This window comes from Sulfuricella sp., from assembly GCA_041651995.1.
Taxonomy (GTDB): Bacteria; Pseudomonadota; Gammaproteobacteria; order Burkholderiales; family Sulfuricellaceae; genus Sulfurimicrobium.
In genome coordinates this window covers 18,247-36,330 of sequence record JBAZID010000010.1, presented here as the reverse complement: position 1 = coordinate 36,330, position 18,084 = coordinate 18,247, and the positions used below count along the sequence as shown (strand labels likewise).

General features: G+C 59.3%; 19 protein-coding genes. 2 read left to right on the top strand and 17 right to left on the bottom strand.

The features are described 5' to 3' along the window. The first annotated feature begins 22 nt into the window (after positions 1-22). On the top strand, positions 23-1,201 hold the full coding sequence (locus tag WC392_11955) for an ATP-binding protein (protein ID MFA5243078.1): 1,179 nt from the start codon (positions 23-25) through the stop codon (positions 1,199-1,201). A gap of 386 nt (positions 1,202-1,587) precedes the next feature. Here WC392_11955 and WC392_11950 read toward each other — a convergent pair whose 3' ends face one another. The 10 genes from WC392_11950 to WC392_11905 form a co-directional block, all read right to left on the bottom strand. After that, positions 1,588-1,773 carry a (2Fe-2S)-binding protein gene (locus WC392_11950; protein MFA5243077.1) on the bottom strand — a complete coding sequence of 62 codons (186 nt, stop codon included), beginning with the start codon at positions 1,771-1,773 and terminating at the stop codon, positions 1,588-1,590. A 566-nt stretch (positions 1,774-2,339) separates the two neighbouring features. Then, positions 2,340-3,437 carry a quinolinate synthase NadA gene (gene nadA, locus WC392_11945; protein ID MFA5243076.1) on the bottom strand — a complete coding sequence of 366 codons (1,098 nt, stop codon included), beginning with the start codon at positions 3,435-3,437 and terminating at the stop codon, positions 2,340-2,342. Between the two features lie 92 nt (positions 3,438-3,529). Further along, on the bottom strand, positions 3,530-4,426 hold the full coding sequence (locus WC392_11940; protein ID MFA5243075.1) for a class II fructose-bisphosphate aldolase: 897 nt from the start codon (positions 4,424-4,426) through the stop codon (positions 3,530-3,532). A gap of 1 nt (position 4,427) precedes the next feature. Further along, complete coding sequence (gene purE, locus WC392_11935; GenBank protein ID MFA5243074.1) at positions 4,428-4,973, bottom strand: 5-(carboxyamino)imidazole ribonucleotide mutase; 546 nt, start codon at positions 4,971-4,973, stop codon at positions 4,428-4,430. 60 nt (positions 4,974-5,033) lie between these two features. Further along, complete coding sequence (locus tag WC392_11930) at positions 5,034-5,468, bottom strand: phosphate-starvation-inducible PsiE family protein (GenBank protein MFA5243073.1); 435 nt, start codon at positions 5,466-5,468, stop codon at positions 5,034-5,036. Between the two features lie 364 nt (positions 5,469-5,832). Beyond that, entirely contained in the window at positions 5,833-6,135 is a 303-nt protein-coding gene (locus WC392_11925; protein MFA5243072.1) for a hypothetical protein, read from the bottom strand. Continuing rightward, entirely contained in the window at positions 6,132-8,504 is a 2,373-nt protein-coding gene (locus WC392_11920) for a VWA domain-containing protein (GenBank protein MFA5243071.1), read from the bottom strand. Before WC392_11920 ends, WC392_11925 begins: the two co-directional genes overlap by 4 nt. An 84-nt stretch (positions 8,505-8,588) precedes the next feature. Further along, positions 8,589-9,392, bottom strand: a complete 804-nt coding sequence (locus tag WC392_11915) for a CbbQ/NirQ/NorQ/GpvN family protein (GenBank protein MFA5243070.1) — start codon at positions 9,390-9,392, stop codon at positions 8,589-8,591. Positions 9,393-9,542: 150 nt separating this feature from the next. Next, positions 9,543-9,899 (bottom strand): ribulose bisphosphate carboxylase small subunit, encoded by a 357-nt coding sequence (locus WC392_11910; protein ID MFA5243069.1) that lies wholly within the window; start codon positions 9,897-9,899, stop codon positions 9,543-9,545. A gap of 91 nt (positions 9,900-9,990) precedes the next feature. Further along, positions 9,991-11,412: a form I ribulose bisphosphate carboxylase large subunit gene (locus WC392_11905; GenBank protein ID MFA5243068.1), complete on the bottom strand. Its 1,422-nt coding sequence runs from the start codon at positions 11,410-11,412 to the stop codon at positions 9,991-9,993. 168 nt (positions 11,413-11,580) lie between these two features. Here WC392_11905 and WC392_11900 point away from each other — a divergent pair, with 168 nt between their 5' ends. Then, a complete protein-coding gene (locus WC392_11900) occupies positions 11,581-12,555 on the top strand; it encodes a LysR substrate-binding domain-containing protein (GenBank protein MFA5243067.1) in 975 nt (324 codons plus the stop codon). Here the strand turns inward: WC392_11900 and nudB are convergent. The 7 genes from nudB to WC392_11865 form a co-directional block, all read right to left on the bottom strand. Beyond that, a complete protein-coding gene (gene nudB, locus WC392_11895; GenBank protein ID MFA5243066.1) occupies positions 12,515-12,964 on the bottom strand; it encodes a dihydroneopterin triphosphate diphosphatase in 450 nt (149 codons plus the stop codon). The genes WC392_11900 and nudB overlap by 41 nt on opposite strands. Positions 12,965-12,981: 17 nt before the next feature. Continuing rightward, positions 12,982-13,362: a rhodanese-like domain-containing protein gene (locus WC392_11890; GenBank protein MFA5243065.1), complete on the bottom strand. Its 381-nt coding sequence runs from the start codon at positions 13,360-13,362 to the stop codon at positions 12,982-12,984. A gap of 22 nt (positions 13,363-13,384) precedes the next feature. Then, entirely contained in the window at positions 13,385-15,184 is a 1,800-nt protein-coding gene (aspS, locus tag WC392_11885) for an aspartate--tRNA ligase (GenBank protein ID MFA5243064.1), read from the bottom strand. Between the two features lie 78 nt (positions 15,185-15,262). Further along, complete coding sequence (locus WC392_11880) at positions 15,263-15,880, bottom strand: DUF502 domain-containing protein (GenBank protein ID MFA5243063.1); 618 nt, start codon at positions 15,878-15,880, stop codon at positions 15,263-15,265. A 62-nt stretch (positions 15,881-15,942) separates the two neighbouring features. After that, a complete protein-coding gene (locus WC392_11875; GenBank protein MFA5243062.1) occupies positions 15,943-16,188 on the bottom strand; it encodes a zinc ribbon domain-containing protein in 246 nt (81 codons plus the stop codon). Positions 16,189-16,262: 74 nt separating this feature from the next. Then, a complete protein-coding gene (ssb, locus tag WC392_11870; GenBank protein ID MFA5243061.1) occupies positions 16,263-16,712 on the bottom strand; it encodes a single-stranded DNA-binding protein in 450 nt (149 codons plus the stop codon). Position 16,713: 1 nt separating this feature from the next. Then, positions 16,714-18,075, bottom strand: coding sequence for an MFS transporter (locus WC392_11865; protein ID MFA5243060.1), 1,362 nt, complete (start codon positions 18,073-18,075; stop codon positions 16,714-16,716). Positions 18,076-18,084 lie beyond the last annotated feature (9 nt).

Below are 18,084 nucleotides of genomic sequence, written 5' to 3'. Positions count from 1 at the left end.
ATGCGGCTAGGAGGGAGAGACGTTGATAGAAGAACTGCTGACTTCACTACGGTACAAGAGCGAGGGCACCGACATTGACTTCAAGTCAGCGCAGTACCGCTTCATCGGCGGCAGCGAGGACGATAAGGCCGAAATGCTTAAGGATATCCTCGCGATTGCAAATGCGTGGCGCGACGGTACTGGGTACATCCTCCTCGGTTTCAAGGACCGGCGGCCTCACCCAGCCGAAGTGTTGGGCATCTCCCAGACTATCGACGACGCAATGGTGCAGCAGTTCGTACACAGTAAGGTGAAGCCCAAGCTAACGTTCCGCTATGAAGAGCACTTGTACGAAGGAAAAACCATCGGCGTCATCTCGATTCCGAAGCAAAAGCGCCCGTTCTACCTTTCCCATGCCTACGGCAAGCTAAAGAGCAACATTGTGTACGTGCGTCGCGGCAGTAGTACGGACGAGGCAGAGCCACCAGAAATCACGGCGATGGCGCTCGCCGATGCCGGGCGCGGCGACATGCGGGTGGATCTGTCCGTGCTTACGCCCGACAACAACAACCTGCCTGACACCTTTGCTCGAAGCTACCTGCAGTTCTCCGAGAAGTTCCCCGATTATGTGAGTCCTCGGCAGGCCAGCGGCCCGCTTGGAATCGATATCCGTCCTTTCATGGGGCATGACAACAGGCATTTCTGGAGGGAGTACGCGGAGTTTGTACGTGTGGACGAAGGACTCATCCAGATGCAGTTCGTGCTGCTCAATCGCTCAGAGGTTCAACTCTCGAACGCTAAGCTTGAGGTTTCCGTTGAGCCACTTGCGGGACAAGGCTTCCAGATGCTCCCAGGAGACGAGCTGCCTAGGGAGCCAAGAATGCATTGGGATCTCCTTTCTGGCATACGCACTATGCCAGAAGTTATGGCCAGCCAGAACAGGCGACTCGTCGTCGATGACGAAGGTTTAATTCCGGTCTGCCAAGTGCGCTTTGGTACCCTGCTGCCCGGCGAGGAAGGCAGATCCTCCGACACGCTCGGAATCATCCCGCTTGGTCCAGGGAAGTTACGGCTACGCTTCCGCATACTGGCCAGTGAATTGGCTGCACCACATGAGAGCGCACGAGTGGTCGAAGCCACTGGTGAAGTAGCGCAACTGGACTTTGAAGGCTTCAAAACTTTCGTGCGCGAGCGGATAAGGAGCAAGAAATCAACAGCATAAAGCCACAAGCACGCGTAATAAATGGGGTCAGACACCATTTTTATTTGCTGCGTGACTAAACGACAGGTGTGCAGCGCCCAACTCCGATCGCGGATTCTGAAAATCAGCGGCAATAATTCCTGATATCACTACCCCTAAACCGTTATCTCTACACGTTTCCACACAGCCTCCGGCCTTTGCTGTCGGTGGCATTCAGGTGGTCCAACGACCGGTATGGAATCGTCACCAGCCATAGGGGCGAGAATCACCCGAACGGCTGCTTTCTCTAAACGCGACTGCGTACAAACGACACAATCGGAACGCCGGCTTGGAAGGTAATTCGAGCCAAGCCCCTTATTGCTGCTCCAATTGGGCGCCATCCCCACTTGCTCCTGATGACGTCACATCTACTTATTGATGGTCGTTCCACTTGCGCGTTGTGCGGCAAGTTCCTTCAAGTAATCCCCAATATCCCATTCACAACCGCCACAGCCGGAAAGCGCACCCGTCCTTCTGGAAATGTCCTGTATATCCAGTCCCTCGTCAAACAGGCGTTGAATGTAGCTTTGCTTGGTGCCACTGCAATGACACATGACTTGATCCGCTGAGCAGGCAGGTTTCGTTTCCATCAATTTTAACTGTCGGATTGATTGAGTCCATTTTAACACCCCGAGAGTCGAGTGCTCTGGACTTCACCCGCTTTCGTAGACATTTCTCAGCTTCCAGTCCGAAGCTCCTTCCGGGTGCACAGGGCCAATGCTTGGTACTCGGCCTTTGCTGTCGGTCGCCCTCGCCAGGGTTTGATTGACAATGTCGGGCACTCCAAACAAGGGACAAGGCCAAATGTAGCGCTATTGTGCTACGACATGCAATGGATGCGACTCGTAAAGTGAGGGGGCTGGCGGAGACGGGTTAGCAGCCTGCCAGGATGAAAGACACGGATACTCTTGAGCGGACACCTCCCCCTGAAGTGGGTCAAGCAGGCAATCCGCACAGCGGATGCTCGCACAAGGGGGGAATGAGGGGGGTTACAGGATGACCCACAGGCCTGGATTTAACCCCCCCAGCCCCCCTTATCAGGGGGGAGCCCTTTCGTTTCAGCGTGACTGACTACGCGTGATCAGGCTTTGCGTGCCGCCACCGCATTCCACCAGGCAAATCAGGAAGCGTCGAGCATGCGTTGCAGCGACAGGCGAGCCATTGCGGCTTCCTGGGGCGGTACCTTGATCTGGTTTATCACTTTGCCTTCAGCCAGGTTTTCCAGAATCCAGGCCAGGTGCTGCGGGTCGATGCGCGCCATGGTGGAGCACATGCACACTGTCGAGGACATGAACTGCACCAGCTTGCCTTCCGGCTTGAAGCGGTTCGCCAGCCGGTTGACCAGGTTCAGCTCGGTGCCGACCAGCCACTTGGTACCCGGCGCGGATTCGGCGATGGTCTTGATGATGTATTCGGTGGAGCCGACATAGTCCGACAGCTGGCACACCTCGAAGCTGCATTCGGGGTGGGAGATCACCAGGCCGTCCGGGTGCTGTTCGCGGAATTTGTGGATGTGCTGCGGCTGGAACATCTGGTGCACCGAGCACAGGCCTTTCCATAAAATAATCCTGGCTTTTTTGATCTGCTCCGGCGTCAGGCCGCCCATTGGCTGGTCGTAGTCCCACAGCACCATTTCATCGAGCGGAATGCCCATCTTGAAGCCGCTCCAGCGGCCCAGGTTCTGGTCGGGGAAGAACAGCACCTTCTCGCGCCGGGCAAAGGACCATTCGAGGATTCTGGTGGCGTTGCTGGAAGTGCAGACGATGCCGCCGTGCTCGCCGCAGAAGGCTTTCAGGTCGGCGGCGGAGTTGATGTAGGTGACGGGCGTGACGTTTTCATCCGGATCGAGCACCGTTTTCAGCTCGCGCCAGGCGCGCTCGACCTTGGACAGGGTGGCCATGTCCGCCATGGAACAGCCGGCGGACAGATCGGGCAGGATGGAAATCTGTTCCGGGCGTGACAGGACATCCGCCACCTCGGCCATGAAATGCACGCCGCAGAACACGATGTACTCCGCTTCCGAATCCGCCGCCTGGCGCGAAAGCTTGAGCGAGTCGCCGGTGAAATCGGCGTGACAGATCACGTCGTCGCGCTGGTAGTGGTGTCCGAGAATCACCAGTCGCTTCCCTAGTTTGGCCTTGGCGGCAATGATGCGGGCCTGGCAGTCGCCATCCTGCATCTGGCTGAACTTGTCGAAGGTAATGGGGCTGACTTGCATGGCGTGGCTTCGCATCCGGGAAAATTAGCAAACGCTAAACTTACCAGAATATGAGGAAAAAATCAGCCGGTCGCGCGAATAATGGCTAAGCGCTAAGCTTTGGCTTCGACCTGGGAGCGGCACTGTTCCAGCACCTCCGCCGCGCGCCCGCCACTGCCCCACAGGCGGATGCAACGCTCCACTTCGGCACGCACCGCGTCACGGACGCTGCGTTTGAGGGCCATGTACCCGCTGTCGCCGATGCTGGGGTTATCCCGGATATGCTGCACCGCAAGATCGGAAAGCGCGGTGTAGTAGTTGATCTTGGCCACGCCGTTGGCGATCAGCTTACGGAACTGTTCATCCGACAACCCGCTGCCGCCGTGAATCACCAGCGGGATGCCCACCGCTTCGTTGATTTTCGCCAGCCGCGCATAATCCAGCTTGGGCGTCCCTTTCATGCGCCCGTGCCGGGTGCCGATAGACACTGCCAGGCAATCCACCCCGCTGCGCGCCACGTACACCTTGGCCTCTGAATGCGAGGTGTAGTCGAATTCATGGGACAGCTTTTCCGCATTCTCACCCTCGCCTCCCGGAACGTAGCCCAGTTCTCCCTCCACTGCCACCCCGCTGGCATGCGCCAGGGCGACCACTTCGCGCGTCAGGCGCAGGTTGTCCTCGAAAGTCTGATCAGAGTAGTCCACCATCACCCCGCTGAATCCGGAACGAATCGCGCGCCCGGCGGATTCGAGGCTCTGCCCGTGATCGAGATGGATCGCCACCGGCACGCTGGCGCGCCGCGCCGCCGCCACCACAGCCGGGGCCAGCAGATCAAAATCGTAATAGCCGAAATGCGATTCGGCCAGATTGAGGATCACCGGCGCGCGATAGTTTTCCGCCGCCTGGATGATGGCTTCGAGAAAATCCAGCGTCACCACGCCAAATGCACCCACGGCATAAGCATGGCGGTAGGCGTGGCCCAGCATGTCGGCCATGTTGACCAGCGCCATCTTATTTTCCTGTCAGTTTCGCCAATGCTTCATCGGCAGTCTGGTCGTAGCGGGCGCGTTCCTTCTTCGCTGCCGCTTCCAGAGCCAGGTTGATTTCCGGGAATTTCAGCGCCAGGATGCGGGCGGCCAGCATGGCGGCGTTCTTCGCGCCATCCACCGCCACGGTAGCAACGGGCACTCCGGGCGGCATCTGCACGGTCGACAGCAGGGCATCCAGGCCGGACATGATGCCGCCCGAAAGCGGCAGGCCGATCACCGGCAGGCGGGTATGGCCCGCGATGACGCCGGCCAGATGGGCGGCCACGCCGGCACAGCCGATCAGAACCTGCACGTCCTCCCGGTGCGCGCGTTCGAGATAGGCCAGCACCTTGTCCGGGGTGCGATGCGCCGAAGCCACCACGATTTCGCTGGCGATGCCCAGTTCGCTCAGGGTATCGCGCACCTTGACCACGGTGGGCAGGTCGTTGGGGCTGCCGGTGAGGATGCCGACCAGAATCCTGCTACCAGTGATACTGGCAGTTTTTTTGGAACCAGCTGATTTCTTCATGAATTCTTTCTCCGGCCATTAATGATGCGAGTTGTCATGATTGAGGTTTACACCCATCGTTCAATTCTTTGCCTGGCTGCCGTTTCGCTGCTCGATCGCCTGCTCGTCGCCCGGATACGGGTAGCGGACATGGCCGAAGCGGATCATCAGCACCGCCATGGTCAGCATCAGGATCGAGCCGCTCACCGCCAACATGCGCCAGTCGTCCATGGCCTTCATGTCCAGGATCATGTAGCGCGCCAGCGCCACCATGCCGATGTAGAGCGGAAAGCGCACCGGCAGCTTGCCAGTGCCATAATACAGACCGACCATCGCCAGCACTTCCAGGTACAGGAAGAGCAGCAGCAGGTCGGCCAGGGTGACCATCTCCGCTCTCACCATGACCATGACTTCGCTGCCCATGGCGAACACCGTGGCAATGGCGATCACCAGCAGGCCGAGGTGCTCGACCAGTGAGAGCAGCCACTTGTTGAATTCCTGAATCGGTTTTTTCATCTTTACCTCCCATAAGGACATACAAAGCATGGATAATTTTCTTTAATCCGTGCATTCTACCCGCCTTATGGAAATCACCCGTTACCGCGACATGAAATAAGCAGCGAACTGCTTTCCCGTTGCGCCTCCGGCTCCCTGTTTGTCCCGATCCGCGCCATGCAGGACCGGGACAAAAAGGGCCGCTTCGACGGGCCGTCGTTAATATTCAATTCAGGATTACCTGGTTAGCGCCAAAATCCCGTTGTGGGTGCGGCGCCCTTGTCCTCGGGTGCTTTGGCCGGGGACTCGCCGCGATTTGTGGCCGCATTCGCGCCGGGGGCGGCGCTCCTACATGCACGAGTTTAAGACTGCTTTCTTAGAGGCCTTATTCGTCCTCGCCCAGCTCCGGGTCCCAGCCCTCATCACGCGCGGCCGTGATGGCCTGGGCATAAAAGCGGGCATGGCGCTCGCGCAATGCTTCCGGCAGACGGCTGGGCAGATGCGCATAGGGTTCCCAGGCCGCATAAACCTGCTCGTACAGGTTCTGCATGCGCGCGGAATCCCAGCCCGCGCAGGTTTCCGTTTCCGGCAGGATACCGAACACCCAGGCATCGCGCACCATGCGCCCGAGGTGGGTCAGGCCGGCATTGGTATCCTGGTCGATACCGGCATAAGTTTGCTGTGTCATCGTGTAAGCCCCGCATAAAGTACCGGCAACTTCTCCGGCAATCGTTCCACATGGTCCACGACCATGTAGTTCCTGGCCCCGAAAATCCGGGAAACATATTGATCCGCCCTGGGGTCAAGCGACATGCAGAAAGTAGTCACGCCGCAGCGCGCCATTTCCTCCACCGCTTTTTTGGTATCGTAGCGCAGGTACTGCGGGTCGCGCACGTCGATGTCGGCGGGTTCGCCATCGGTGATGACCAGCAGCAGCTTCTTGGCTGATTTCTGCAATTTCAGGTAATGCCCGGCATGGCGGATGGCCGCGCCCATGCGCGTGGATAGCTGGCCGCTCATGCCCGCCAGGCGCGACTTCGGCAGCTCGCCATAGGTCTGGTCGAAATCCTTGAAGCGGAAATATTCGACATTGTGGCGGCCGTCCGAGCAGAAGCCGTGGATCGCGAAGGGGTCGCCAATCTTGTGGATGGCGTCGGCCAGCAACACGGTAGCCTGGCGTTGCAAATCCAGCACGCTGTAATCCTGCCCGCTTACCTTGTCGTTGGTGGATGCCGACAGGTCCAGCAGCACCATCACCGAAATGTCGCGCACCTTGCGCACCGAACGCATCATGATGCGCGGGTCGGGCTGCTGCCCCATGCGGATGTCGATCATGGCGCGGATCGCCGCGTTGACGTCCACCTCGTCGCCGTCTTCGAGCTTGCGAATGCGCGTCACGCCCTGCGGCTGGAGGGCATCGAGCAGGAACTTGAGGCGGCCGATAGTGCGCTTGTGCTGCGCGGCGATGTCGTCGATCAGTTGCAGGTCGCCGGCTTTCGGACGTTTTTCCAGCACCGTGGCCCAGGCCGGACGTTCGAGCTGGATCTGGTAATCCCACTCGGCGTAATGGTAGGGCTCGGAAACCGGTTCCTTGCCTTCCAGTTCGTTGAAGGACTTGCCCATGTCTTCATAGGGGAACAACTCGGTGCCCAGCACCCAGATTTCTTCCGCGTCGTCGCCGGCATTCTCGACATCGATTTCGTTGGCGAATTCCATCAGGTTGACGTGCTTGCGCACCTGCTTGGGAGCTTCGTAACCCGCTGCCATGGCCTTGTCGAAATCGAATTCCTCGAATTCCCAGAAATAGCGGTTGTCGTCGCGGTAGGGCGCAGTGAGCTGGTCGGTGCGCGGATTGAAGGGAATACGCCTGGCCATGAATTCATGCGCCAGTTGCACGCCGATGTCCCAGGACACCTGGTTGGTGTCGAGTTGCTCCGCTGCCTGCTTGAACAATACTCTTCCCTGGGCGATCCACGGATCGTTGTCCTGGTAGCTGTTATCCAGCAGGGCGCGTGCCAGGCGGTTGAGGTAATCGCCTGCCGATTTGCCCTGAACGGGCTCAATCGTATGCAGTTGAGACCAGAGATGTTTGAGGCCGGGAAACTTGCGCACCGCCAGTGTTTCCACCCGGGCATCCTCGATCACGCTGATCACTGCCATCTGCCAGGGATTGAGCGCCTCGGCCGAAATGGGTTCCTGGGTATGAACGAGGTGGGCGGCGCTATGGGCGGCGGCGGCGCGATACATTTCCAGGCCTGGCAGCTTGCTCCCCTCTCCCCCAGCCCCTCCCCCGCTTTGGGGGGAGGGGAGTAAAAAATCATCGTAGGCGTCGGGCAAGTGGATGAAATAGCCTTCCACATAGGGCCGGTAGCCTTCGCGCGTCTCGAAGTCGCCGGAGGTCGGCTTCATGAAAAAATCCCGTGCCCACAGAGCGCGCAGGTACATGTTGATGCGGCGCTGCACATCGATGAACAGGGTGCCCTTGCGCTCCTTCTGGAGCATGGCCAGGGATTCCCTGGATTGCAGGCTGAAGTAGTTGGCCTGCTCCGGATAGTTGGTGCGGTGGGCGTGGGCGCCCCACAGCGCCCAGCGGCGCAAACCGCCCAGGGTGAGCTGGCTGAACAATTTTTCCAGGTTTTCCAGCATCGGGCGCATGCCGCGCGGCGCCTGGGACAGCAGGGTATTGAGAAATTGCAGATAAGCGCGAAACAGCACCTCGTCACCGAGGCGATTGGCCGCCGTGGGCGCGGTACTGAGCACCAGCTCGATGACGGCTCCCGAGGTCTTGGATGCGAACTCAAGTGCGGTCTGCGCCAGGTCCGGAACGACATCCTCGCCGATCTCCTTGGCCACCAGCGGCGCATGGTCGATCCAGGTGGCGATCAGATCGTCGCCCTTGCCCAGTGTCTTCAGCGCGGCGGCACCCTTGAGATAATTGTCCAGGCCGCGCGCGCTGAAAACCTTGGCCGCTTCATGCCACGCAGCATGCAGGCTTTCCTGCAATGCCGGGGAAAGCGAGTCCAGCAGTTCCTGATAGTCTTCGAGATTGATGCTCATGGAACCTCCGTAAGGGGTGAGGGGGTAGGGGTGAGGCGAAGAACCAGGGTTTTCTCGCCTCACCCCTCACGCCTCTCGCCTCACCTAAAAGAAAGTGGTTACCGCCGCATCCAGCGCATCGCGCATGTCGGGATCGTCGGTGATCGGACGCACCAGCGCCACGCGGCAGGCCTTGACCGGGTCGACGCCGGTGGCGATCAGGCTGCCGGCGTAGGTCAGCATGCGCGTCGAGATGCCCTCGTCCAGCCCGTGGCCCTTGAGATTGCGGGCGCGTTCGGCAATGGACACCAGCTTGCCGGCCACTTCCGCGCTGACGCCGGTTTCATGGGCGACGATCTCGGTTTCGATGGCATGCTCGGGATAGTTGAAGTCGAGGCCGCCGAAACGCTGCTTGGTGGACTGCTTCAGATCCTTCATCAGGCTCTGGTAGCCGGGGTTGTAGGAAATCACCAACTGGAAGTCGGGGTGGGCATGCACCAGCTCGCCTTTCTTTTCCAGCGGCAGCACGCGGCGGTTGTCGGTCAGCGGGTGGATCACCACGGTGGTGTCCTGGCGCGCTTCCACCACTTCATCCAGATAGACGATGGCGCCGTGGCGCGCGCCGAGGGCGAGCGGGCCATCCTGCCAGCGGGTGCCGTTGGCGTCGAGCAGAAAGCGGCCGACCAGGTCGGAGGCGGTCATGTCCTCGTTGCAGGCCACGGTGATCAGCGGCTTGCCCAGCTTCCAGGCCATGTGTTCGACGAAGCGGGTCTTGCCGCAGCCGGTCGGGCCTTTCAGCATCATCGGCATGCGCACGCTGTAGGCGGCTTCGTACAGCTCCACCTCGTCCGAGACGGGGCGGTAGTAGGGTTCTTTTTCAATACGGTACTGCTGGATGATGTCGTTCATGTCCGTTCCTCATGGCTGTCAGCGATCAGCTATCTGCTTTCGGCAAGAGCCCGCTCTTATCGCATTCCTTGCCAACATCTGATAGCTGATGACTGTTTGCTCAAAAAAACCCCGCCGCCGAAAGGGGGTGACGGCGGGGAAAGCGCTACATCAAACCGTCTTGCCGCGGAAAATCACCATCGCCGCGCCCTGTGACTGGTTGAAGTTGTTGTAACCAATCAGACGCACGTGGTTGTTGGGGTTGGCCTTGTGACAGGCTTCGGCTTCAGCCAGCACCTTGCTCACGTCGGTTTCGCCGAACATCGGCAGCTTCCACATGTACCAGTAGGAATCCATCAGGTATTCCGGCTCGGTATGCTCGATGGCCGGATTCCAGCCTTTGGAAACCAGATATTCCACTTGCGTCTTGATCTCGTCCGCAGTCATGGCCGGCAAGTAGGAGAAGGTCTCGAACTTGCGGCTGGCAGGATCGCTAACGCGCGATTTGTAATCCATCACTTCACTCATTTTATTGCTCCTTATATTCAGGTGAGGGGTTAGGCGGGAGGGGTGAGGGGAGGTTTTTCGCCTCACCCCTATCCCCTCACGCCTCACCAATTTATTTATGTGCCACGTCCAGCTTGTCGACGGTGTCGAACTCGAACTTGATCTCTTTCCAGGTTTCCATGGCGATCTTCAGTTCCGGGCTGTTGGCCGCTGCCTTGGTCAGAATATCCTTGCCTTCTTTTTCGATATTCCGACCCTCGTTACGCGCTGCCACGCTGGCTTCCAGAGCGACACGGTTGGCCGCCGCGCCGGCTGCGTTACCCCAGGGGTGACCCAAGGTGCCGCCGCCGAACTGCAACACCGAATCATCGCCGAAGATGTTCACCAGTGCCGGCATGTGCCAGACGTGAATACCGCCGGATGCGACCGGCATCACGCCAGGCATGGAGCCCCAGTCCTGATCGAAGAAGATGCCGCGTGAACGGTCTTCCTTGATGAACTCGTCGCGCATGATGTCGATCCAGCCCAGGGTCGCTTCACGGTCGCCTTCCAGCTTGCCCACCACGGTACCGGAGTGCAGGTGGTCGCCGCCGGACAGGCGCAGCACCTTGGTCAAGACGCGGAAGTGGATGCCGTGGTGCGGGTTGCGGTCGAGCACGGCGTGCATGGCGCGGTGGATGTGCAGCAGCATGCCGTTCTTGCGGCACCAGTTGGCCAGGCCGGTGTTGGCCGTCAGACCACCGGTGAGGTAGTCGTGCATGATGATCGGTGCGCCGATTTCCTTGGCGAACTCGGCACGCTCATACATCATTTCTGGCGTTGGAGCCGTGACGTTCAGGTAGTGGCCCTTGCGCTCGCCGGTTTCGCGCTGCGCTTTCATGGTGGCTTCATGCACGAATTCGAAACGATCGCGCCAACGCATGAACGGCTGGCTGTTGACGTTCTCGTCGTCCTTGGTGAAGTCCAGGCCACCGCGCAGGCACTCGTACACGGCACGGCCGTAGTTCTTGGCGGACAGACCCAGCTTGGGCTTGATGGTGCAGCCCAGCATCGGACGGCCATACTTGTTCATCTTGTCGCGTTCGACCTGGATGCCCTGGGGTGGGCCGCCGCAGGTCTTGACGTAGGCGATCGGGAAGCGGATGTCTTCCAGACGCAGCGCGCGCAGCGCCTTGAAACCGAACACGTTGCCCACCAGCGAGGTCAGCACGTTGACCACGGAACCCTCTTCGAACAGATCGATCGGGTAGGCCACGAAGGCGTAGAAGCAGGTATCGTCGCCAGGCACGTCTTCGATGCGATAGGCGCGGCCCTTGTAGTAATCCAGGTCGGTCAGCAGGTCGGTCCACACCGTGGTCCAGGTGCCGGTTGAAGATTCGGCAGCCACGGCGGCGGCGACTTCCTCGCGGGGCACACCCGGCTGCGGGGTGATTTTGAAACAGGCAAGGATGTCGGTATCCAGCGGGGTGTATTCCGGCGTCCAGTAAGTTTGCCGGTATTCTTTCACACCGGCGTTGTAGGTCTTGACTGCCATTGCTAGCTCCTTGATTTCGGGTTAAAACAGTATGCTTTCCGGTATGGAAAGCTTGTGGCTCGTTAGAGCGTGTTGCCACTGTAACCATGTTGGATCATAAATAATAATTGTATTTTTAAAGGCTAATCATAGATAATTATCTATGATACTTTTTTCGAGGAAACGGCAATGAAACATGCCACTTTGCGCCAGCTCAAGGTGTTCGAGTCGGTGGCGCGCAACCTCAGTTTCACCCGCGCCGCCGAGGAGCTTCACCTGACCCAGCCGACCGTCTCCATCCAGCTCAAGCAGTTGAGCGATATTGTCGGGTTGCCCTTGCTGGAACAGATCGGCAAGCGCATTCATTTGACCGATGCCGGGCGCGAGCTGCTCAAGGTCAGCCACGACATTTTCGAGGGGCTGTCGCGGTTCGAGATGCTGGTTTCTGACATGAAGGGGGTGAAGGCGGGCAAGCTGCGCCTGGCGGTGATCACCACCGCCAAATATTTCGTGCCGCGCCTGCTCGGGTCTTTCTGCCAGCGCTATCCCGGCATTGACGTCTCGCTCAAGGTGACCAACCGCGAGCGGGTGTTGCAGCGCATGGCCGACAACGAGGACGATCTGTACGTGCTCGGGCAGCCGCCGGAACACATGGAGGTGGAGCTGGAACCCTTCCTGGAGAACCCGCTGGTGGTGCTGGCCGCAAGCAGCCATCCCCTGGCGGCGGAGAGGAATATTCCGCTATCGCGCCTGGTGGAGGAGCCGTTCCTGATGCGCGAGGCGGGCTCCGGCACCCGTCTCGCCACCGAGCGTTTTTTCGGCGAGCGCGGGCTGAAACTCAAGGTCAGGATGGAACTCGGCAGCAACGAGGCGATCAAGCAGGCAGTGGCTGGCGGGCTGGGTATCGCGGTGCTGTCGGCGCATACCCTCGCGCTGGAGCGTAGTGCTGAAGACCTGGTTTTGCTCGATGTCGCGGGATTCCCGATCCGCCGCCACTGGTACATAGCCCATCCCAAGGACAAGCAGCTATCCGTGGTCGCGCTGGCCTTTCTGGATTTCCTGCGCGAGGAGAGCAAACTGCTGGGGGAACACTATTTGCGCGGAATTCCCGGATTTCCCGGCTTTAACCAGGATGGCCAGTCATCTCCGGAAGCTTCTCGATAGCCGCCACGTTGGTCCAGGAAAAAGCCTTTCGGGCCGCCTCCTGCCATGGCAGCCAGACAAAATCCAGGTGCTCGCGCGGGGCGAGGGTAATGGGCAGCGGCTCCGGCAGACACAGTCCATACACGTGCTCGGTATTGTGTGTGACGCCGGGGGCGTAACGATGGCGCCACTCGGCATAAATCTCGAACACATTTTGAGTATTCCAGTCGCTGAGCCGGAATGATTCGGCAGCGAGACCCGTTTCCTCGGCCACTTCGCGCACTGCGGTCTGGCGCAGGTTCTCGCCGGGATCGCAGCTGCCGGTCACCGATTGCCAGTAACCGGGATGATCGGCGCGTTCCAGCAGCAGGACCTGCAAATCCGGCGTGTAGATGACCACCAGGACGGAAACGGGCGTTTTGTAAACCATCCGGGCAAATTCCGGAATTACTCGAAGTTGATCTGCTCTGGCTTCTCGGTCGGCCGCTGTTCGTTGTTCCACTGATCGAAGCCGCCGGACAGGGAGACCACATCGCTATAGCCCAGCCGGTGCAGCTGCACGGCGGACAGAGCCGCGCGGCCGCTGGTGCGGCAATAGATCAGCAGCGAGGCATCACGCGGCGCTGCTTCCGGCACCATGCCGATCTTGAATTCGAGTATGCCGCGCGGGATGTTGATGGCGCCCGGCAGGTGGCCTGCGGCATATTCATCATACTCGCGCACGTCCAGCACGACGCGCTTGCCGAGCAGGGACATGGCTTCATCGCAGGAAACTTCACTGATCAGGGATTTGGCTTCGACCACCAGGTCGTGAGGGGTTACTGCCATTTCAATTCTCCAATTCTGGGGCTCAGTTGTTGCTTACTTCGACTTGCGTCTGCACCTGCTGGCGCAAGCGGATATGCAGTTCGCGCAGCTGTTTCTCGTCCACCGTGTTGGGCGCCTGGGTCATGAGGCAGGCAGCGCGCTGGGTCTTGGGGAAGGCGATCACGTCGCGGATCGACTCGGCACCGGCCATCAGGGTCACAAGACGATCCAGGCCGAAGGCCAGGCCGCCGTGCGGGGGCGCGCCATACTGCAGTGCGTCGAGCAGGAAGCCGAATTTTTCCTGGGCTTCCGCGTCGCTGATGTTGAGGGCCTGGAACACCTTGGCCTGGACTTCCTGGCGGTGAATACGCACCGAACCGCCACCCACTTCCCAGCCGTTCAGCACCATGTCGTAGGCCTTGGACAGGGCCTTGCCGGGATCGCTGGCGAGCAGGTCCTCGTGGCCGTCGGCGGGTGCAGTGAAGGGGTGGTGAAGCGCCGCCCAGCGGTTGTTTTCCTCATCGCGCTCGAACATCGGGAAATCCACCACCCATAGCGGACGCCAGCCGCTTTCGGCCAGGCCGCGATCGTGGCCGACCTTGGCGCGCAGTGCGCCGAGCGCCTCGTTCACCACCTTGGCCTTGTCGGCGCCGAAGAAAATCAGGTCGCCGTCGGTGGCGCCGGTGCGCTCGATGATCGCTTTCAGGGCGGCATCGTCCAGGTTCTTGACGATGGGCGACTGCAGGCCGTCGCGGCCCTTGGCCACTTCATTGACCTTGATGTAAGCCAGGCCCTTGGCGCCGTAGATGCCGACAAAAGTGGTGTAATCGTCGATTTCCTTGCGCGACAGCGATCCGCCGCCCGGCACCTTGAGCGCCGCCACGCGGCCGCCTTCCATGTCCGCCGCACCGCGAAATACCTTGAATTCGACGGATTTCATCACGTCAGTCAGTTCGGTCAGTTCCAGCGTCACGCGCATGTCGGGCTTGTCCGAACCGTAACGGCCCATGGCCTCGGAATAAGGCATGCGCGGGAAGGGATTGGGCAGGTCGATGTCCATCACGGTTTTGAACATGCCACGGATCATGGTTTCCACAATGTCCATGATCTCGTTTTCGCTCATGAACGAGGTTTCGATGTCGACCTGGGTGAATTCCGGCTGGCGGTCAGCGCGCAGGTCCTCGTCGCGGAAACACTTGGTGATCTGGAAGTAGCGGTCGAAGCCCGCCACCATCAGCAGCTGCTTGAAAATCTGCGGCGACTGCGGCAGTGCAAAGAACTGGCCCGGATGGACCCGGCTCGGCACCAGGTAATCGCGCGCGCCTTCCGGCGTGGAGCGGGTCAGCATCGGGGTTTCGATTTCCATGAAGCCGTGCTGGTCGAGATAATCGCGCAGGGTCTTGGCGACGCGGTAGCGCAGCTTCATGTTTTCCTGCATCACCGGGCGGCGCAGGTCGATGTAGCGGTGCGTCAGGCGCACGTTCTCGGACAGGTTTTCGTCGTCGAGCTGGAACGGCGGTGTCAGGGAGGCATTGAGAATTTCAATGCTGTCGGCGATGACTTCGATCTCGCCGGTAGGCAGGTTGGGGTTGACCGTTCCCTCGGGGCGCGGATTGACGCGGCCAGTGACTTTCAGCACGAACTCGTTGCGGATTTTCTCGGCAATGGCGAAGGTATCCACCTTGTCCGGATTGCACACCACCTGCACCAGGCCCTCGCGGTCGCGCAGGTCGATGAAGATCACCCCGCCATGGTCGCGGCGGCGGTGTGCCCAGCCGCTCAGGGTAACGGTTTGCTGCAAATGGGCGCGATTGACCGCGCCGCAGTAATGAGTACGCATCATGATTGAATCCGATTCGAGTTTTTACGAAAGCGCCTGGGCGCTGAAAAAAGGGGGAATTATACCCGAGAGCAGGAAAAATCAGTCGCCAGGATAGGTAACTGACGCAGGGACTTTCTTGGGTGCCACCACACCCATGGAAACAATGGCCTTGAGCGCATCGTCCACGCTCATGTCGAGCTCGATGGTTTCGCTCTTCTTGACATAGAAATAGAAGCCATTGACAGGGCTGGGCGTGGTGGGAATGAACACACCCACATGCTCATCATCCAGCCGGGATGCCACTTCACTTGGCACATTGGTCTGGAAGGCCAGCGACCATGATTCGGGATGGGGGTAACGTACCAGAAGCACCTTGCGAAAGGCTTCCCCGTTGCCTGAAAACAGAGTATCGCTGACCTGCTTGACGCTGTAGTAAATCGACTTGACCACCGGGATGCGCGCCAGCAGCGCCTCCCAGAACCGCACCAGGCGCTGGCCGATGATATTCGCAGCCAACACGCCGGTAAGGAAAATCACCAGCACGGTAAGAATGGCGCCCACACCGGGAATGTTCAGCCCGATCAATGCCAGCGGGCGCAAGGATTCGGGCACCAGCAGCAGGCTCTGATCCAGCATGCCAATCAGCAGATTGAGCACCCAGAGGGTAATGACCAGGGGAATCCAGATCAACAAACCGGTGATGAAATAGCGTCTCATGACTTCAGGCCGAATTTGCACAAATCAAACCCGCAGCAAATATATGCACTTTGACTGGCAACTTAGTGGCAGGCGCAACCGCCGCCACAACCACCGGCAGGCTTGGTTTCTTCCTTGGGCTTGGAACCGCCCTTGAAATCGGTCTGGTACCAGCCGTCGCCCTTGAGTTGGAAGCCAGCCGCGCTCAGCATTTTGCCCAGCGTTTCCTTGCCGCACTCGGGGCAGGTGGTGAGCTGCGCATCGCTCATCTTCTGAATGAATTCCTTCTGGAATCCGCAATCGGAACAACGGTATTCGTAAATTGGCATCACAAACTCCATTCAAAATCAAAAAGGGATGAGCACTAAATGGGGGTATTACCCATCCAGTTCAAGGCACCACCCTAGAAAGGGATGTCGTCCTCAAAATCGTCAAACTCTCCACCGGTTTTTTTGGCGGGCTTCGCTGCTCCACCCCCGGCGGGCTCCTTGTCCACCACCTCAAAGGTATTGCCGCCACCACTGCGCGAACCCAGCATCTGCATGCGATCCGCAACGATTTCCGTGGTGTAGCGTTCATGGCCTTCCTTGTCCTGCCACTTGCGGGTTTGCAGGCGGCCTTCAATGTACACCTGGCTGCCCTTCTTCAGATATTCCCCGGCGATTTCGGCCAGCTTGCTGAAAAACGCGACGCGGTGCCATTCGGTCTTTTCCTGCTTTTCTCCGCTCTTGTCTTTCCACGTATCCGTTGTCGCCACGGTGATATTGGTGATCGCCTCACCGCTGGGCATATAACGCACTTCCGGATCCTTGCCCAGATTGCCGACCAGAATCACCTTGTTCACTGATGCCATGTCACACTCCTCCGTCGATTAGTTTTAACGCCTGTTCTTCGTCCCAGCCTGCCATGTTGACCTTGAGGTAGGCCACACCTTCTTCTGCGGACACCGCTGCTTCGGAAACACCCGGCACTGCCGCCAGTTGCTGCGCCAGCAAATGCGCCTTGGAAGTATCCATTGCTTCGAGATGATACATCATGGTTTTCACTGCTGGCGGGGTACGCATGGAAAGGGCCAGCCACAGCCAGACAGCAGACAGGCCCGCGCCAAATGCGAACACGGCAAAATGACCAAACTGGTGCGCCAATAGCCCGCCGGTCACACCACCTACAAATAGCCCCAGAGACTGCGAGGTATTATACACGCCCATGGCGGTGCCTTTGGCCTGCGCCGGAGCAAGCTTTGAAATAAGTGAGGGCAGGCTGGCTTCAAGAATATTGAATGCAACAAAGAAAATCATCAGCGCTGCGACGATACCCCAGAAATAGCTTACCAGCACAGTCAGAAGCAGCTGGGTCAGCAACAGAAGCACAACGGCCATGACGAACACCTGCTTCAGTTTGCCCTTCTTCTCGCCCACGATAATGGCAGGCACCATGAAAGCAAAAGCGAGCAGCATGACCGGCAGGTAAATCTTCCAGTGCTGGGTTTCCGCCAGATGGCCGGTCTTCATCAAAGCCAGGGGGATTACGGTAAACATTGCCATCTGTGCGGCATGCAGGGAAAAAATGCCGTAATTCAGGCGCAGCAGTTGCTTGTCTTTCAATACATCTTTCAGCCGCGCCGGCACCATTTCGGCATCGGAATGAAAATGGCTGACCCCGGGGTCGGGGATCACCACTGCCACCACGACCATTGCCAGCAAGGTCAGCACACCGGTCAGGGCAAACATGCCCGGTACGCCGATAAATTGATAAAGGGCAGGACCCAGCGCCATGGACAAGGCAAACATGAGGCCGATCGTGGAGCCAATCATGGCCATGGCCTTGGTACGGTGCTGCTCGCGCGTCAAATCGGCAAGCAAGGCCGTCACCGCCGCCGAAATCGCGCCCGCTCCCTGAATCGAACGCCCGATGATGATCCAGTAAATATCGTGCGATGAAGCCGCGACAAAACTGCCCAGCGCGAACAGGATCAAACCAAAATAAATCACCCGCTTGCGCCCGAAACGATCGGACGCCATGCCGAAAGGCAACTGCAGAAGCGCTTGCGTCAGGCCGTAAGCGCCCAGCGCCAGGCCGATCATGACGTGATTCTCGCCGCCGGGGATGCCTGTTGCATAAATGGCAAACACCGGAAGGATCAGGAACATGCCCAGCATGCGCAGCCCGAAAATACCCGCCAGACCAGCACTGGCGCGCAATTCAACGGGGCTCATCCGGTCAGC

Bases quoted from the DNA above. Each gene is read 5' to 3' on its own strand.
- purE (MFA5243074.1), bottom strand. From the start codon at position 4,973: ATGAAGAAATCAGCTGGTTCCAAAAAAACTGCCAGTATCACTGGTAGC.
- WC392_11880 (MFA5243063.1), bottom strand. From the start codon at position 15,880: ATGAGACGCTATTTCATCACCGGTTTGTTGATCTGGATTCCCCTGGTC.
- aspS (MFA5243064.1), bottom strand. From the start codon at position 15,184: ATGATGCGTACTCATTACTGCGGCGCGGTCAATCGCGCCCATTTGCAG.
- WC392_11925 (MFA5243072.1), bottom strand. From the start codon at position 6,135: ATGACACAGCAAACTTATGCCGGTATCGACCAGGATACCAATGCCGGC.
- WC392_11910 (MFA5243069.1), bottom strand. From the start codon at position 9,899: ATGAGTGAAGTGATGGATTACAAATCGCGCGTTAGCGATCCTGCCAGC.
- WC392_11900 (MFA5243067.1), top strand. From the start codon at position 11,581: ATGAAACATGCCACTTTGCGCCAGCTCAAGGTGTTCGAGTCGGTGGCG.
- WC392_11930 (MFA5243073.1), bottom strand. From the start codon at position 5,468: ATGAAAAAACCGATTCAGGAATTCAACAAGTGGCTGCTCTCACTGGTC.
- WC392_11915 (MFA5243070.1), bottom strand. From the start codon at position 9,392: ATGAACGACATCATCCAGCAGTACCGTATTGAAAAAGAACCCTACTAC.
- nudB (MFA5243066.1), bottom strand. From the start codon at position 12,964: ATGGTTTACAAAACGCCCGTTTCCGTCCTGGTGGTCATCTACACGCCG.
- nadA (MFA5243076.1), bottom strand. From the start codon at position 3,437: ATGCAAGTCAGCCCCATTACCTTCGACAAGTTCAGCCAGATGCAGGAT.
- WC392_11890 (MFA5243065.1), bottom strand. From the start codon at position 13,362: ATGGCAGTAACCCCTCACGACCTGGTGGTCGAAGCCAAATCCCTGATC.
- ssb (MFA5243061.1), bottom strand. From the start codon at position 16,712: ATGGCATCAGTGAACAAGGTGATTCTGGTCGGCAATCTGGGCAAGGAT.
- WC392_11905 (MFA5243068.1), bottom strand. From the start codon at position 11,412: ATGGCAGTCAAGACCTACAACGCCGGTGTGAAAGAATACCGGCAAACT.
- WC392_11865 (MFA5243060.1), bottom strand. From the start codon at position 18,075: ATGAGCCCCGTTGAATTGCGCGCCAGTGCTGGTCTGGCGGGTATTTTC.
- WC392_11875 (MFA5243062.1), bottom strand. From the start codon at position 16,188: ATGCCAATTTACGAATACCGTTGTTCCGATTGCGGATTCCAGAAGGAA.
- WC392_11940 (MFA5243075.1), bottom strand. From the start codon at position 4,426: ATGGCGCTGGTCAACATGGCCGACATGCTGGGCCACGCCTACCGCCAT.
- WC392_11950 (MFA5243077.1), bottom strand. From the start codon at position 1,773: ATGTGTCATTGCAGTGGCACCAAGCAAAGCTACATTCAACGCCTGTTT.
- WC392_11920 (MFA5243071.1), bottom strand. From the start codon at position 8,504: ATGAGCATCAATCTCGAAGACTATCAGGAACTGCTGGACTCGCTTTCC.